Raw genomic sequence first — 15,073 nt, forward strand, 5'->3', positions numbered from 1 at the left:
CGAGGTTCGCGAGCAAGCTCGCTCCTACGAAGAGCCGCGCATGCTGCGGCCCGTCGAAGAGGGGGCGTTGTTCACTGCCAAACCTTGAACTGTACCTGTAGGAGCGAGCTCGCTCGCGAACGGCCTGATGCCCTGGGTGCCCGGCGAGATTCGCGAGCAAGCTCGCTCCTACGAAGAGCCGCTCATGCTGCGGCTCGGCGAAGAGGGGGCATTGTTCACTGGCAAGCCTTGAACTGTACCTGTAGGAGCGAGCTCGCTCGCGAACCGCTTGATGCCGTGGGTACCCGGCGAGGTTCGCGAGCAAGCTCGCTCCTACGAAGAGCCGCTCATGCTACGGCCTGGCGAAGAGGGGGCGTTGTTCACTGCCAAGCCTTGAACTGTACCTGTAGGAGCGAGCTCGCTCGCGAACCGCTTGATGCCATGGGGCCCGGCGAGGTTCGCGAGCAAGCTCGCTCCTACGAAGAGCCGCTCATGCTGCGGCTCGGCGAAGAGGGGCGTTGTTCACTGCCAAGCCTTGAACTGTACCTGTAGGAGCGAGCTCGCTCGCGAACCGCTTGATGCCGTGGGTGCCCGGCGAGGTTCGCGAGCAAGCTCGCTCCTACGAAGAGCCGCTCATGCTGCGGCCGGCGAAGAGGGGGCGTTGTTCACTGCCAAGCCTTGAACTGTGCCTGTAGGAGCGAGCTCGCTCGCGAACCGCTTGATGCCGCGGGTGCCCGGCTAGGTTCGCGAGCAAGCTCGCTCCTACAGCAATCCCCTGGCCTCGGCGTAACGAAACAACCCGCAACGATCTCCCCGACGCACCCGTCCGGTCATCTCCCCGCCTGACGAGAATCCGTGCAGGATAGGCAGACCTTCCACGCCAAGGACACCGGCCCGCATGCACGAGTACGTTACCCAGCCCCTGCGCGATGTGGTGGACGACATCTACCGCCGCGAATCGCGCCGGGTGCTGGCCACGCTGATCCGCCTGCTGGGCGACTTCGATCTCGCCGAGGAGGCGCTGCACGAAGCCTTCGTCGCCGCCGTGGACCAGTGGCGACGCGACGGCGTGCCGGCCAACCCGCGTGCCTGGCTGGTGTCCGCCGGGCGCTTCAAGGCCATTGACGGCCTGCGCCGGCGTTCGCGATTCGACGCCTCCCTGACGCAGATCGCCGAGCAACTGGAGATCGACGCGCAATCAGTGGAGGAACTGGCCGACGAAAGCGTCGAGGACGACCGCCTGCGGCTGATCTTTACCTGCTGCCACCCGGCGCTGCCGGCGGACTCGCAGGTGCCGCTGACCCTGCGCGAAGTCTGCGACCTGAAGACCGAGGAAATCGCCCGCGCCTACCTCGCCGCGCCCCCGACCATCGCCCAGCGCATCGTCCGCGCCAAGGCGAAGATCCGCGACGCGCAGATTCCCTACCAGGTGCCCGAAGCGGCCGAATTGCCCGAGCGCCTGGCCAGCGTGCTGCGGGTCATCTACCTGGTGTTCAACGAAGGCTATTCGGCTTCGGCCGGCGACTCGCTGACCCGCACCGACCTCTCCGCCGAAGCCATCCGCCTGGGCCGGCAGTTGCTGGAGTTGCTTCCCGAAGCCGAAGTGATGGGCCTGCTCGCGCTGATGCTGCTGCACGAATCCCGGCGCGAGTCGCGCACCGCAGAAGACGGCGAACTGGTCCTGCTGGAAAACCAGGACCGTGCGCGCTGGAACCGCGCTCTGATCGACGAGGGCCAGCAACTGATCACCGCTGCGCTCGCTACCCGCCGTATCGGCCCCTATACCCTGCAGGCGGCCATCTCCGCCGTGCACGCCGCCGCGTCGGATATGGCCAGCACTGACTGGGCGGAGATCGTCGGCCTGTATGACCTCCTGCTGGCCATGCAGCCGTCGCCGGTGATCGAACTCAACCGCGCCGTGGCCCTGGCCATGCGCGATGGACCGGAAGCCGGGCTGGCGCAGGTGGACGCGATCCTCGCCCGGGGCGAACTGCGCGACTACCACCTGGCCCATGCCGCCCGCGCCGATTTCTACCGTCGACTGGAGCGCCGCACGGAGGCGCGTGCCGCTTACGAGCGTGCCCTGGAGCTGGCGACACTGGAGCCGGAGCGGCGCTTCCTGGAGCAGAGGATTCGCGAACTCGACCGTTGAGTTGCAGTGAAATATCAAACTGCCACACTGTTCGACCGACCTGCCCGACCACACCCCATGACCGAACCGACGCCGCGCGATTCCCTCTGGACTGTCTTCCTGATCTTCCTGCGCCTGGGCCTGACCTCCTTCGGCGGGCCGGTGGCGCACCTGGGCTATTTCCGCGAGGAATTCGTCAGTCGGCGGCGCTGGCTGGATGAAGCGCACTACGCCGATCTGATCGCCCTCTGTCAGTTCCTTCCCGGCCCTGCCAGCAGCCAGCTGGGCATGGCGCTGGGCGCCCTGCGCGCGGGGCAGTGGGGCGCGCTGGTGGCATGGATCGGGTTCACCCTGCCCTCGGCAGGGCTGATGTGGCTGGTCGCCCTGGGGCTCTCACGGCATGGCCAATGGCTACCTGCCGGCGCGCTGCATGGGCTGATGCTGGTCTCGGTCGCCGTGGTGGCCCACGCCGTGTGGGGCATGGCCAAGTCGCTGTGCCCGGACTGGCAGCGCCAGGGGCTGATGATCCTGGTGACCGCCGTGGCGTTGCGGTGGCCTGGCATGGCTGTGCAGTTGCTGGTGATCCTCGCGGCTGCGCTGATGGGCATGGGCGGGCTGCGGCCATCCGCTGCGAGCGATTCGGTGAGCCCGGGTCAGTCGACGTCCCGTCGTCGGGGCGGCTTCTACCTGCTGCTGTTCTTCGCGCTGCTGGCGCTGCTGCCCGTGCTGGCGGCTGCGTGGCATGTGCCCTGGCTTGCGCAGTTCGACGCCTTCTACCGTGTCGGCAGCCTGGTCTTCGGTGGCGGGCATGTGGTGCTGCCGCTGTTGCAGAGCGCAGTGGTCAATCCTGGCTGGGTCGATGCACAGACCTTCCTCGCAGGCTACGGCGCGGCGCAGGCGTTGCCGGGGCCGCTGTTCACGTTCGCCGCTTTCCTCGGTGCTGCCATCGCTGAACCGGGCGGCGTGGCAGGTGCGCTGCTTTGCCTGGTGGCGATCTTCCTGCCGTCGTTCCTGCTGGTGCTCGGCGCCTTGCCGTTCTGGGAGAGCCTGCGCCGCCAGCGTCGTCTGCGCGCGGCGCTGGCCGGGGTGAACGCCGCCGTGGTCGGTCTGTTGCTGGCGGCGCTGATCCATCCCATCGGCAGTGAGACCATCGTTGGCCTGCTCGACATCTCCCTGGTCGCGCTGGCCTTTCTGGTGCTGCTCAGTGGCCGCCTGCCCCCCTGGACGCTGGTGCTGCTGGGTGCGTTGGGTGGGGCCCTGGTCGATTCGTTCTAGAGGCTGCTCACCAGGTGGCCGCCATCCACGGCCAGCACCGAGCCGGTCATGAAGGCACCGGCATCGCTGGCCAGCAGCAGGAAGGGGCCTTCCAGCTCCTGCAACTGGCCGAGGCGGCGCATCGGTACCGTGTCGCGGATGTAGGCCTGGCCCTTGTCGCTGTCGAAGTAGGCGTCGTTCATTTCAGTCTTGAAGTAGCCGGGCGCGATGGCGTTGACCCTTATGTTGAAGCGCGCCAGTTCCAGCGCCAGGGATTTGCTCAGCTGCACCACGCCGGCCTTGGCCGCGCAGTAATGGCTGTAGCCGCCGCCCACGCGCAGGCCGAGGATCGAGGCAATGTTGACGATGCTGCCGCCGCGTCCGGCCTTGGCCAGGCGCTGCGCTGCGCTTTGGGCGACGCGCCAGACCCCGTCGAGATTGGTGGACAGCATGGCGCGCCAGTCTTCCTCGCTGACCTCCAGCGCGCGCTGGCCGTTGCCAATGCCGGCGTTATTGAGCACCACGTCGACCACGCCGAACTGTGCCTCGGCGCTGTCGAAGGCGGCCTCGACGCTGGCGCGGTCGGTCACATCCAGCGCCACGGCATGGGCTTCGCCGCCCGCGGCGCGGATGGCCTCAGCCAGCTGCGCCAGGCGCTCGGTGCGACGTGCCGCCAACACCACGCGGGCACCCGCACGGGCGGCTACATGCGCCAGGTGCGCACCGATGCCACTGGAGGCGCCGGTGATCAGGACGGTCTTGCCGGCCAGGGAGAAGAGGTCGTCGCTCATGGCTGTTCCTTCGTTGATCAAGCAGAATCGCTGACCGCCAAGGTTAGCCCGCGCAGCCCTCAAGGGCGTGCAGGGCGCGCCATTCGCAGCGCGAATGACGAGCTGCGCTTTTTTATCGAGCTGCGCTTTCTCATGTAGGAGCGAGCTTGCTCGCGAACCGCCCAATGCCGGAGCAAGAGCTGTCGCGAGCAAGCTCGTTCCTACCGTGAGCAGAAACGAAAAAGCCCGGCTCAAGGGCCGGGCTTTTTCATGACGCGGGAAGCGAATCAGGCAGCGAGTGCGCGAGCCTGCTTCTTCTTCACCTGCGCGCGGCAAGCATCGCCGAACGCCTGGAAGATCTTCACCGAGTCGGGGTTCTTCGCTGCCTGCCATTCCGGGTGCCACTGCACCGCGAAGAGGAAGGGCGAGAGGGTCGGAGCGTGAATCGCCTCGACCAGGCCGTCTTCAGCGTGGGCGATGGCTTCGATGCCCTTGCCCAGGTTCTTCAGGCCCTGGCCGTGCAGCGAGTTGACGCGGATCTCGTCGCCCAGCAGCTTCTGCAGCCAGCTGCCCGCTTGCGGACGCACGCCGTGGACCTGGCTGTACTGCACGTCGACCGGGTCTTCGGGATTCTCGCGATGGTCATTGAAGCCGGGCTCGGCGTAGACCTTCTGGTAGATATCGCCGCCCAGGGCCACGTTGATTTCCTGCATGCCGCGGCAGATACCGAAGATCGGCAGGCCACGCGCGATGGCGGCCTTGATCAGCGGGATGTCGAAGTTGTCGCGGTCCTTGTCCTGGCCCTTGCCGGGAGTTTCGTTCTCCTGGCCATACAGGGTCGGATCGATGTTGCTGCCGGCGCCGGTCAGGTACACGCCGTCGGCCATGTCCAGGTATTGCTCGAGGTCTTCGATGCCGCAGCAGGTCGGTACCAGTACCGGCACGCAATCGGACTGCTCAACCAGGGGCACGATGTATTTGTGGGTCATTACCTGATAGTCGTGGCCTTTGCGCTCTTGGCTGCCCATGGACATCAGGACGACGGGTTTACGGAGAGTCTGTTTCTTGTTGCCAATGTTGCTGTTGGACATATGTCACCTTTGGACGGGCTGCAGCCCATCGTTTTTGTGCAGGCGCGCAGCGGAAAGGCGCGCTACCTGAGGCCCCGAGCACTGCCGGGAGCGCACAGAAGGCGAAGTTTCCCGGTCGAAACCTGCCTACCAGCCTGCCAGAGCCGTTAAATATGTCAAACGAATTCGACGACGAGCGTCAAAAATAATGGCCGAAATCTTGTCGGACAATTATTGCAAGTAATTGGTTTTAAAGGATTTTTATAAATATCCAGACGTGCTGAAAAGTCCATTATTTAAAACGCTGGTTCATAATGGTGAAAAATTCTGCACGTTTTTTCACGGCGGCCGTTCAGGATCGGCAACGCCCGCGCCGGCGGCACGCTCTGCCTCGCGGGTTTGCCTTCAGTGGTGCTCGATGCGGTTGCGGCCGTTCTGCTTGGCCCGGTAGAGCGCGCTGTCGCTGCGTGAGAGTGCGGCCTCGGCGGAGGCGTCGGAGGCCTCCAGTGCCGCGATGCCGATGCTGATGCTCAGCGGGATGCGCTGGCCGCCCTGCATCAGCGGTTGCTCCAGCAATTGCTGCTGCAGGCGCTGGGCGAAGACCTGGGCGGCGGCGATGTCGGCGTCGCCCAGCACCACGGCGAATTCCTCGCCGCCCATTCGCCCGGCGAAGTCGACGCGGCGGATGTCACGCCCGAGGATGCTGGCGAAGTGGCGCAGGGCTTCGTCACCCACGGCGTGACCCCAGCGGTCGTTGATCGCCTTGAAGTGGTCGATATCGCACATCAGGATCGCCGCGTTGTGCGTCGTCGAGCGCTGTACTCGGCCCAGTTCCGCCTCGATCAGGCGCATGAAATGGCCACGATTGGGCAACTGCGTGAGGAAGTCGGTGGTGGCCAGCACCTGCAGTTCTGCTTCGATGCGTTTGCGTTCGGTGATGTCGGTGATGAAACCGTGCCAGATCAGGCTGCCGTCGGGCAGGCGTTTGGGGTGCGCGTTGCCTTGGCGCCAGAGCGTGCCGCGTCCGGCAATCTGCACGCGGTATTCGTGCCGCCAGGGTTGCATGTGGGCCGCGGAGGTTTCCAGCGAGGCGAGGCAGGCGGGCAGGTCCTCGGGGTGGATCAGGTCGCGCAGGAATACGGAGTTGTGCTGCATCTGCTCGGCCGGAATGCCGTAGATGTCCATCACCCCCGCGCTGACATAGGGGAAGGTGCCGGTGCCGTCGGGCCGCCGGCGAAACTGGAAGACCATGCCGGGAATTTCATTGGTCAGGTCGGTGAGCAGTTCCACGCTCTCGCGCAGTTGCTCGGCCATACCGCGCAGGGCGGTGATGTCGGTGGTGGTACCGAGCATGCGCAGGGCGTTGCCGGCGGCGTCACGCTCCACCACCTTGCCGCGGCTGCATACCCAGATGTAGTGGCCGTCCTTGTGCTGCAGGCGATGCTCCACTTCGTAGGCCTCGCTCCGGCCCTCGAAGTGTTCGCGCATGGTGTTCTGCACGTACTCGAGGTCTTCGGGGTGAACGCGGGTGTAGGCGTCCTCGATGCGGCTGCCGATCTCGTCCTCGCCATAGCCCAGCAGGGACTTCCAGGCACTGGAGTAATGGATCTCGCCGGTGGGCACGTGACGGTCCCAGATGCCGGTGCCGCTGCCGTCCACCGCCAGGGCCATGCGCCGCTCGCTTTCCTTCTGCGGTGCGCGGGCGCGGTCGAGGAGGGCTTCGCCCAGTTCCAGCACGTCGGCCAGCAGCGTCTGCTGTTCCGGGCTGAGCATCTTGGCGCCCTCGCCAAGCAGCAGCAGGCGCGCCTGCGGGAAGCCGTCCTGGTCGCGCAGCGTCTGGCTGGTCAGCAGGTTCAGGAGTTGACCCTGGTGGCTCAGAGGACGGGTGGTGGCATTGAGGGACAGCAGGGTGGCGAGGGAGAGGGCGCCGGCACCGTCGATGCCGAGCTGGCCGAGCAACTGGCCGCGCATGTCGATGAGCAGGACGGCGCAATTGCCACCGGCATGACGAGCGAGACGCAACAGGCCGTCATATCGCCCGTACTCCTTTACCCCAGGTTTACTGGAAGTTCGCATCCGATAGTAGCTTCTTCAACGGAGGATGGGCGTCGTTCTGGATTGTCAGCCACGCCGGTCATGCGGCAGGCGGACGCAGGTGGCTTTATGAAATCACGGGTAGGTCTGCGGCCACAATCTCCGCCTGCGACAAGAGCGACGAGCGTGCATCGGCAACCTCCGCCCGGCACTGCGGGATGGAGGTTGCCGATGCACGCGGTGGGTCAGTTGATCAGTTGGTCGATCAGCACGGCGTTGGTGTAGATCAGGCTGCCGTCGCTGGCCCGATGACCGACCAGGTGGAACTGTCCGCGATGCTCCACGCCTCCCAGGTACACGCGGAACATGCAGTCGGCCAGCGGCCCGAAGCCTTCGGGCATGTGCAGGTCGAGGGTGTTGAGGTCGGCATCGACCATCATTTCCCGCTGGCCGTTCTCCTGCAGGTACACCTCGGCCTGTTCCAGGTGCAGGCGATCGTCGTCGGTCAGGTAGAAGCGGATGTCTTCCAGCGGCGTGGGCTTCTGCTCGGCGGTGGTCTTGCACCAGCCTTCGAGGGTCATTGCGCTCATGGTGAGGTGCCTCCGTGGTTCGCGTAGGGAAACAACGCGTTGTCGCAGAGTTGGACCGCTTCGCTCGGTGGTCGCTCACTTTTTGTTCAGTGGGGATTTTCGGGCATAAAAAAAGCCGCTCCAGAGGAGCGGCTCGAAGGACGTCGAAGGAGCAATCACAATATCAACGTCAGGAGTTGTCTTCCGCAGGGAAAGTGCGGAAGCGGGAAGATGGGGTAATTCTAGAAAGTTGCATCCGTGGGATAAACCGCCATTCCGGGAAGAGACTTTCTGCATGGGCGTAATAATCTCGCCCGAACACGGGGCAAACTTTCAGACGAATCCGAAAGTTGCCCCGGTCAATAATTCAGCTGGATATCCGTGCTGAATTACAGGATCGACAGCGGATATTCGACGATCAGGCGCAGCTCGTTGTTATCGGCCTCACCCTGGTCGGCGTTGGCGCGGTGGAAGGCCTGGCGCAGGCGGAAGGACAGGTCCTTGGCCGGACCGCCCTGGACCACGTACTTGGCTTCCAGGTCGGTCTCGTGGTGGCTGCCGTCCTCACCGTACAGACCGGCGTAGGCGCCATCCGCATCGGCGTGGCTGCCGTCGATGCCGGTACCGTTGATGTAGCGGGCCATGAAGCTCAGCCCCGGTACGCCGTAGGTATCCATCGCCAGGTCGTAGCGGGCCTGCCAGGAGCGCTCGCCCGGACCGTTGAAGTCGGAGTACTGCACGGAGTTGGCGAGGAACACCGAGTCACCGGTGGCGCCGGCGCCATCGTCGCCGAAGCCCACGTAGTCGAACGGGGTGTCGCCGTGGACCTTCTGGTAGGCCAGGGTGACGGTGTGCGCCTGCAGGAAGGAGTAGGCGGCGGCCAGCGACCAGGTGGTGTTGCTGATTTCGCCTGCCTTGGCCTGACCTTCGTCGTTGGTGCGGTAGATGTTGAAGTCGAAGGCCAGCGACTGGTCATTGGCCACCGGCAGCACCCAGTTCAGGTTGCCGTAGTACTGGCGCCAGATGTCCTTGAACTCGGAGCCGTACAGCGAAACGCTCAGGTTGTCGTTGATCGCGTACTTGCCGCCGAGGAAGTCGACGTCGCTGGTTTCACGCACAGCATAGGCCGCCCACAGGCCACCGTCGCGGGCAGTGGTGACCGGGCTGGTGCCGGAGGTGAAGTGACCAGCTTCCAGATCCAGGCCTTCGATTTCGCTGCTGAACAGGTTGAAGCCCGATGCGGTCTGCGGAATCAGGCGGGTGCCGCCAGCGGCGAAGACGGGGGAGGTCGGCTGCATGTCGCCGAATTTCAACTCGGTCTTGGAGATGCGCACCTTCAGCGCGCCACCGGCCTTGCCGTAGTCGTCGTCCGGCTTGCCGTCGTTGCCTACCGGCAGGTTGCCCGTACCCGCGCGGCCGCCGCCGGCGTCGAGCTTGATGCCCAGGTAGCCGAAGGCATCCACGCCGAAGCCGACGGTGCCCTGGGTGTAGCCGGAGGAGAAGTTCGCCAGGAAGCCCTGGGTCCAGTCGCGGTTGTCGCCCGCGCCGTTCTTGCCGTCGTGGTCGTAGTACTGGTTGCGCAGCAGGACATCGAACTTGGCGTCCTCGACGAAACCCTTGGCATCGGCCTGGTCGGTGACGAAGGGTTCGGCGCTGGCGAACTGGCTGGCGGCGGCGGAAACAGCGAGGACGATGGCGCTGCGTTTGAGGTGCTTCATGGATATTGCCCCTAGAGTCTTGGAGGACCGGCTCGATGAAGTGCGTGAGAGCCGGACGTTTTTATAGGCAGGCACAATGAATCCGAACATGGATTGACCACGGCGGAAAGTCGCAGGAAGTTGCGTTGGCATTGTTGCAGTTAACTGGCTTTGAATTCCCCCGCGAATTGCTCCAGACGCGGGAGAGCCGACGTCATAATGCCGAAAGAGTTTGCTGATTAAATAACGGATTATGAAAAGGTCTATGTCTCAAACTGTAATAATCAGGACGTTGGTCGAGTTGACACAAGTAATTCGGAAGTTCGGTGGATATGAATAATGTCACTGTTTCCGGGGGCTGCGGGCACGGTGACATGGCGCGCGGCTGGGCGTTGCGGCTAAGCTGCGCGACCCGGCTGCCGCACCTGATGCGGCGACGTGCCCCACTCACCGACAGCAGAGATTTGTCTTATGACGCCTACCTTCATCCCCGACGCGGACCCCGAATCCATCTCCTCCGACGTCGCCGGCTTCGGCGGCCTGCTGGTTTCCACGCAGATCCCTACGCTTGAAGACGGCAGCCTGGAACTGGGCGACATCAAGGCCCAGAGCGAAGCGACCCTGCGCAGCCTGCAACTGGCCCTGGAAAAGGCCGGCAGCGGCCTGGACCACGTACTGCACCTGACCATCTACCTCACCAGCATGGCCGACCGCGCCGCGTTCAACGAGGTGTATTGCCGCTTCTTCGCCAAGCCCTACCCGGTGCGCGCCGCCGTGGGTATCGCCGAACTGGCGGTGGAAGGCATGAAGGTGGAAGTCACCGCCATCGCGGCCAAGCGCGCCAGCTGAACCTCCTGCTTCTGGAAAGGGCCGCTTTGCGGCCCTTTCTTTTTTTCGCACCGCTGCGGCATGGTCATTCCGTGGGTTCGCGAGCAAGCTCGCTCCTACAGGTCCGTGCCATGCTGCTTTCGTAGGAGCAAGCTCGCTCCTACAGGTCTGTGCCATGCTGCTTTCGTAGGAGCAAGCTCGCTCCTACAGGTCCGTGCCATGCTGCTTTCGTAGGAGCAAGCTCGCTCCTACAGGTCCGTGCCATGCTGCTTTTGTAGGAGCGAGCTTGCTCGCGAACCGCTCCAGCCCCGCTCCAACTCCCCCCGCCGAATGTATTCCTTTGTATCTGCCGCTCCCTGAGCGGACACACGCATACAAAAGCCTCCAGCCGCCGATACGCCCGTGATACATCGCCAAGGCGAAATAGCCCTACCCGAACGACACAGCGCTTCGGCAGGGAAAACCCTCCAGCGCAACGTTCCAGGGATTCGCCCTTGCGGCACGACCCGGCGCGGCACGCGCCACAGCATCTGGAGAAGCACAATGACCCGTACATCGAAAACCCAGCTTGGCCTGCTCGCTATCGCCCTGGCCGGCGGTCTGAACATGGCGTCCTCCGCCTTTGCCGTCGAAGCCCTGCCGCAGGGCTATCAGCTGGCTTCTGCGGCCAAGGCTGGGGAGGGCAAGTGTGGCGAGGGCAAGTGCGGCGCCAACGAGGCCAAGACCCAGGCCAAGGCGAAGCAGGGTGAAGGCAAGTGCGGCGAAGGCAAATGCGGTGCCGACGGCGCCCAGGCCAAGGCCACTGGCGCCGAGGGCAAGTGTGGTGAAGGCAAGTGCGGCGATGCCTCCTTTGCCCGCACCGACAGCGACCACGACGGCCGCGTCTCCCGCGCCGAACTGCTGGCCGTGGCGCCCAAGGCCAATGCCGAGTTCGACGCCATCGACGCCAACCACGACGGCTACCTCTCCGAGGCCGAGGTCTACCAGTTCCGCAAGAACCAGTTCGACTCCAACGGCAAGCCTTTCCCGTCCGACCTGTACAGCAAACTGAGCCAGGCCAAGAACTGAGCCACGCCGACGCCTCCCCGCGCCATCGGCCGGGGAGGACACCTCGCCAAAGGAGATCGCCATGACCACTACCGCATCCCTGCAAGGAGCCGGCCTCGGCCTGCGCCGCGCGATGCTGTCCGACCTGCTGACCATGGATGACCGCGCCGTGGACTTCCTCGAAGTCGCGCCGGACAACTGGATCGGCGTTGGCGGCACCTATGGCGAGGGGCTGGCCCGCCTGGCCGAGCGCTTCCCTCTGTCGTGCCATGGCCTGTCGCTGTCCCTCGGCGGCCCGGAGCCGCTGGACCACTTGTTCCTGGGCCGCGTCCGCGAATTCCTTGACCAGCACAGGGTGCCGCTGTTCAGCGAACACCTGAGCTACTGCTCCGACGAAGGCCACCTCTATGACCTGATTCCCATGCCCTTCACCGACGAGGCCGTGCGCCACATCGCCAGCCGCATCCGTGAAGTGCAGGACGTCCTCGGCCGCCGCATCGCCGTGGAAAACATCTCCTACTACGCCGCGCCCTATCAGGCGCTGAGCGAAATCGACTTCCTGCGCGCCGTGCTCGATGAAGCCGATTGCGACCTGCTGCTGGACGTCAACAACCTCTACGTCAATGCCCACAACCATGGCTACGATGCCGCCGGATTCCTGGCCCGTGTGCCGGCCGAGCGGGTCGCTTGCCTGCACGTTGCCGGCCACTACGACGAAGCGCCAGACCTGAAGATCGACACCCATGGCGCCGCCGTGAAGGACGACGTCTGGAGCCTGCTGGCCAGCGCCTACCGGCACCTGGGGACGGTGCCGACCCTGCTGGAGCGCGACTTCAACATGCCGCCGCTGGCCGAACTGCTTGACGAAGTGGACACCATCCGCGGCCTGCAAGCTGTCGCCCGTCAGCCGGAGGTACGTCATGGTTGAGTCTCTGCGCGAACAACAACTGCGCATGACCCGCTATATCCGCGACCCGCAGGCCAACGAGCCGCCGCCAGGCATCGGGGCGCGGCGCCTGGCGGTGTACCGGCAACTGTTTTTCGGCAACCTGCAATCGCTGCTGGCCGGCAACTTCCCGGTGCTGCACGCCAGCCTGCCGGGTGACCAATGGCAGGCGCTGACGGAGGACTTCTACGCTGGCTTCCGCTGCCAGACGCCACTGTTCACAGAGATCGCCGGCGAGTTCGTCGAATACCTGGAGGGCCGCACCGAGCAGCCCGGCTGGGTCGCCGAGCTGGCGCACTACGAATTCATCGAGACCGCGTTGCTGCTCAGTGCCAAGGCCGAACCCGCCCATGATCCGGAGGGAGACCTGCTCGATGGCGTGCCGCTGCTGTCCAGCCTCGCCGAGCCGCTGGCCTACGCCTGGCCGGTCAGCCACATCGGCCCTGAGCATATTCCGTTGCAAGCGCCTGCCGAGCCGACGCTGCTGCTGGCCCGTCGTGGTACCGACCTGATGGTGTACTTCTCGCGCCTGGCGCCGCTGGCCCATGCTCTGCTGGTGTCGCTGCAACAGTGGCAGCTCACCGGTCGCCAACATCTCCAGGCGCTGGCGGAAATCGCCGGTATCGAACTGGCCGTCATCGAAGAGCAGGGCATCGCCCTGCTGCGCAGCCTGAAAGAACAAGGCGTGGTGCTTGGCACTCGCCCTAACTGCACCACCCCACGTCGTCCCCCATTGGCTCGCCCCTGAAGGAGAAGCGTCATGACTGACACCCTGGCAACCGTGATCTACACCGCCCACACCCACACTACCGGCGGACGCGATGGCCGCGGCCAGACCACCGACGGTGAACTGGACCTGCCCCTGAGCCCTCCCGGTTCCGGCCGCCCTGGCAGCAACCCCGAGCAGCTGTTCGCCATCGGTTGGTCTGCCTGCTTCATCGGCGCCCTGCGCCGCGCCGGGCAGAAGCTTAACGTGCGCCTGCCGGCCGATGTGGCGGTGGACGCGGAGGTCTCCCTGGGCAACACCGCCGACGGCGGCTTCGCCCTGGCCGCCCAGCTCACCGTGCACCTGCCGGGGCTGGCCGCCGAGGACAAGGCGAAGCTGGTCGATGAGGCCCATCAGATCTGCCCGTATTCCAAGGCCACCCGCGGAAATATCGAGGTGGGGTTCGTGATTCCCTGATCGATCCGTTATCCACCACGCAGCCCGCGCACCGTCATCGGTGCGCGGGCTTTTTGCTTTTCTGTAGGAGCGAGCTTGCTCGCGAACCTGCCCAGCCTGGAAGGCGCCGGGAAAGCCATTCGCGAGCAAGCTCGCTCCTACAGTACTGCCCACCGATGGGTGCCTGGGTCAGTCTCGTAGGATGGGTGGATAGGGGGGGATGCCAGTCTGGCGCCCGGTGCAATCGCCATCGGCCGATCGCCTTGCGGCAGGTAGCGCTGGCGCGTTATGTGCCCTGCAATCACCGCGGCGGAGTCCAGACTGGCAGGACAACCCGAGGGTAATGCGCATCTTGTAGGAGTGCGCCATGCTCGCGATACTTTTACTTCGGATGGGGAGTTCCTGTGTTGCTTCGGTGCGCGCGTGGGCTTCATGTTTCGCCCCCTCGGGCGACCTTCTTTGGCAAACGACCCAAAGAAGGCAAAGGTCTTGCCCCGGACATCCGGTTTTTCGCTTGGGGCGAAAAATACCCTCGTTGAATCGAAGTTTCAGGGGCCCGCCGCGAGGGGCCATCCCTGGCCCCTCGCGGCTCTCGCGACATCCATGTCGCTCAACCCCTGAAACTGCGCTTCAACGAGGCCTCCTGAACGGGGCATTCGGTGCGCGCGGATGTTTTTCTGGAAGTCTTGAGTAGCCAAAGCCAAAGCCAAAGCCAGGGCAAGCATGTAGGGCGGATAACCCGTTCCGGGTTATCCGCCGATTGCCTTGCGGCAGGTAGCGCTGGCGCGTTATGTGCCCTGCAATCACCGCGGCGGAGTCCAGACTGGCAGGCCAACCCGAGGGTAATGCCCATCTTGTAGGAGTGGGCCATGCCCGCGAACGCCGGAAAAGTCGGCGCCCATTCCCCTGTACGGACTTTCCGCAGACAAACAAGAACGCCCTCTCCAAAGGAGAGGGCGTTGCTGCTGGAACAAACGAGTCGCTGGCTGATCAGGCTTTCCGTGAGGCTCCGAGGAACCGCCGCACCAGCCCATCCACGCTCAGCGCTCCCGCGCCCTTGAGCACCAGCGGCAGCAACGCCACCAGGTAGATCAGCGGCAGCTTGTAGTTGCCAAAGCCATGGTCGGTGATGGAGTAGCCCTGGGCCAGTTCCGCGAGGCTCGACCACTGTGCCGGCCAGTGCACTGCGGCGATGGCAACTAGGGTCACGACGATCAGCGAGGCCGAGGCAAAGCGGGTCGCCAGGCCCAGCAGGAGGAGGATCGGCGCGATCAGCTCGGCCCACATCGACACCTGCCAGTCGAAGCCGGCGGAGAAGTGGTTGAAGGGGAAGGGGAAGCTGGCGTGGATCTGTTCGAACCAGTTGTCGCCATGCCATTTCTCCAGGCCGGATTCGAAGAATTCCCAGGCCAGGAACAGCCGCAGCGGGATGTCCCAGCCCCAGGCGGCGAGGCGGTCGAGTTGTTCGAAGGCGGTCTTGAGCGGGTTCAGGGTCAGCAGGGTCATGGTGCACCTCGAGGGTAAAGTTTTGGGCAATCGGTCGTGGGCAAGGCTTGGGCGGCCGGGCGGGGGCGCCCGGTGGCGGA

Annotated in this window: 13 protein-coding genes; 7 read left to right on the top strand and 6 right to left on the bottom strand. The window is 64.8% G+C overall.

The window, feature by feature from the left end:
- Positions 1-877 precede the first annotated feature (877 nt).
- Together ACNFH5_RS27335 and chrA are read left to right on the top strand one after the other, a co-directional pair.
- Positions 878-2,131: an RNA polymerase sigma factor gene (locus tag ACNFH5_RS27335; RefSeq protein ID WP_416751530.1), complete on the top strand. Its 1,254-nt coding sequence runs from the start codon at positions 878-880 to the stop codon at positions 2,129-2,131.
- A gap of 57 nt (positions 2,132-2,188) precedes the next feature.
- Entirely contained in the window at positions 2,189-3,385 is a 1,197-nt protein-coding gene (gene chrA, locus ACNFH5_RS27340) for a chromate efflux transporter (RefSeq protein ID WP_416751532.1), read from the top strand.
- Here the strand turns inward: chrA and ACNFH5_RS27345 are convergent.
- The 5 genes from ACNFH5_RS27345 to ACNFH5_RS27365 form a co-directional block, all read right to left on the bottom strand.
- Complete coding sequence (locus ACNFH5_RS27345) at positions 3,382-4,155, bottom strand: SDR family NAD(P)-dependent oxidoreductase (RefSeq protein WP_416751534.1); 774 nt, start codon at positions 4,153-4,155, stop codon at positions 3,382-3,384. The two genes, chrA and ACNFH5_RS27345, sit on opposite strands and share 4 nt — an antisense overlap.
- A 266-nt stretch (positions 4,156-4,421) precedes the next feature.
- The gene (locus ACNFH5_RS27350; RefSeq protein WP_416751537.1) at positions 4,422-5,225 is read right to left on the bottom strand and encodes a gamma-glutamyl-gamma-aminobutyrate hydrolase family protein; all 804 of its coding nucleotides are present in this window, start codon (positions 5,223-5,225) and stop codon (positions 4,422-4,424) included.
- A 384-nt stretch (positions 5,226-5,609) separates the two neighbouring features.
- The gene (locus ACNFH5_RS27355) at positions 5,610-7,280 is read right to left on the bottom strand and encodes a diguanylate cyclase (RefSeq protein WP_416751539.1); all 1,671 of its coding nucleotides are present in this window, start codon (positions 7,278-7,280) and stop codon (positions 5,610-5,612) included.
- 203 nt (positions 7,281-7,483) lie between these two features.
- Positions 7,484-7,828 carry a hypothetical protein gene (locus tag ACNFH5_RS27360; RefSeq protein ID WP_416751541.1) on the bottom strand — a complete coding sequence of 115 codons (345 nt, stop codon included), beginning with the start codon at positions 7,826-7,828 and terminating at the stop codon, positions 7,484-7,486.
- Between the two features lie 368 nt (positions 7,829-8,196).
- Positions 8,197-9,525: an OprD family porin gene (locus ACNFH5_RS27365; protein WP_416751543.1), complete on the bottom strand. Its 1,329-nt coding sequence runs from the start codon at positions 9,523-9,525 to the stop codon at positions 8,197-8,199.
- Positions 9,526-9,975: 450 nt separating this feature from the next.
- Here ACNFH5_RS27365 and ACNFH5_RS27370 point away from each other — a divergent pair, with 450 nt between their 5' ends.
- The 5 genes from ACNFH5_RS27370 (at position 9,976) to ACNFH5_RS27390 (ending at position 13,508) form a co-directional block, all read left to right on the top strand.
- Positions 9,976-10,353 (top strand): RidA family protein, encoded by a 378-nt coding sequence (locus tag ACNFH5_RS27370; RefSeq protein WP_017519416.1) that lies wholly within the window; start codon positions 9,976-9,978, stop codon positions 10,351-10,353.
- Between the two features lie 522 nt (positions 10,354-10,875).
- A complete protein-coding gene (locus tag ACNFH5_RS27375) occupies positions 10,876-11,400 on the top strand; it encodes a hypothetical protein (RefSeq protein ID WP_416751545.1) in 525 nt (174 codons plus the stop codon).
- Between the two features lie 61 nt (positions 11,401-11,461).
- Positions 11,462-12,307, top strand: coding sequence for a DUF692 domain-containing protein (locus ACNFH5_RS27380; protein ID WP_416751547.1), 846 nt, complete (start codon positions 11,462-11,464; stop codon positions 12,305-12,307).
- Positions 12,300-13,073, top strand: coding sequence for a DNA-binding domain-containing protein (locus tag ACNFH5_RS27385; RefSeq protein ID WP_416751549.1), 774 nt, complete (start codon positions 12,300-12,302; stop codon positions 13,071-13,073). The genes ACNFH5_RS27380 and ACNFH5_RS27385 overlap by 8 nt, the downstream gene beginning before the upstream one ends.
- Positions 13,074-13,085: 12 nt before the next feature.
- Positions 13,086-13,508, top strand: a complete 423-nt coding sequence (locus tag ACNFH5_RS27390) for an organic hydroperoxide resistance protein (RefSeq protein ID WP_416751551.1) — start codon at positions 13,086-13,088, stop codon at positions 13,506-13,508.
- A 969-nt stretch (positions 13,509-14,477) separates the two neighbouring features.
- Here ACNFH5_RS27390 and ACNFH5_RS27395 read toward each other — a convergent pair.
- Positions 14,478-14,993: a DoxX family protein gene (locus ACNFH5_RS27395; protein WP_416751553.1), complete on the bottom strand. Its 516-nt coding sequence runs from the start codon at positions 14,991-14,993 to the stop codon at positions 14,478-14,480.
- Positions 14,994-15,073: the final 80 nt, after the last annotated feature.

Source organism: Pseudomonas sp. NY15435 (genome assembly GCF_048068295.1).
Taxonomy (GTDB): Bacteria; Pseudomonadota; Gammaproteobacteria; order Pseudomonadales; family Pseudomonadaceae; genus Pseudomonas.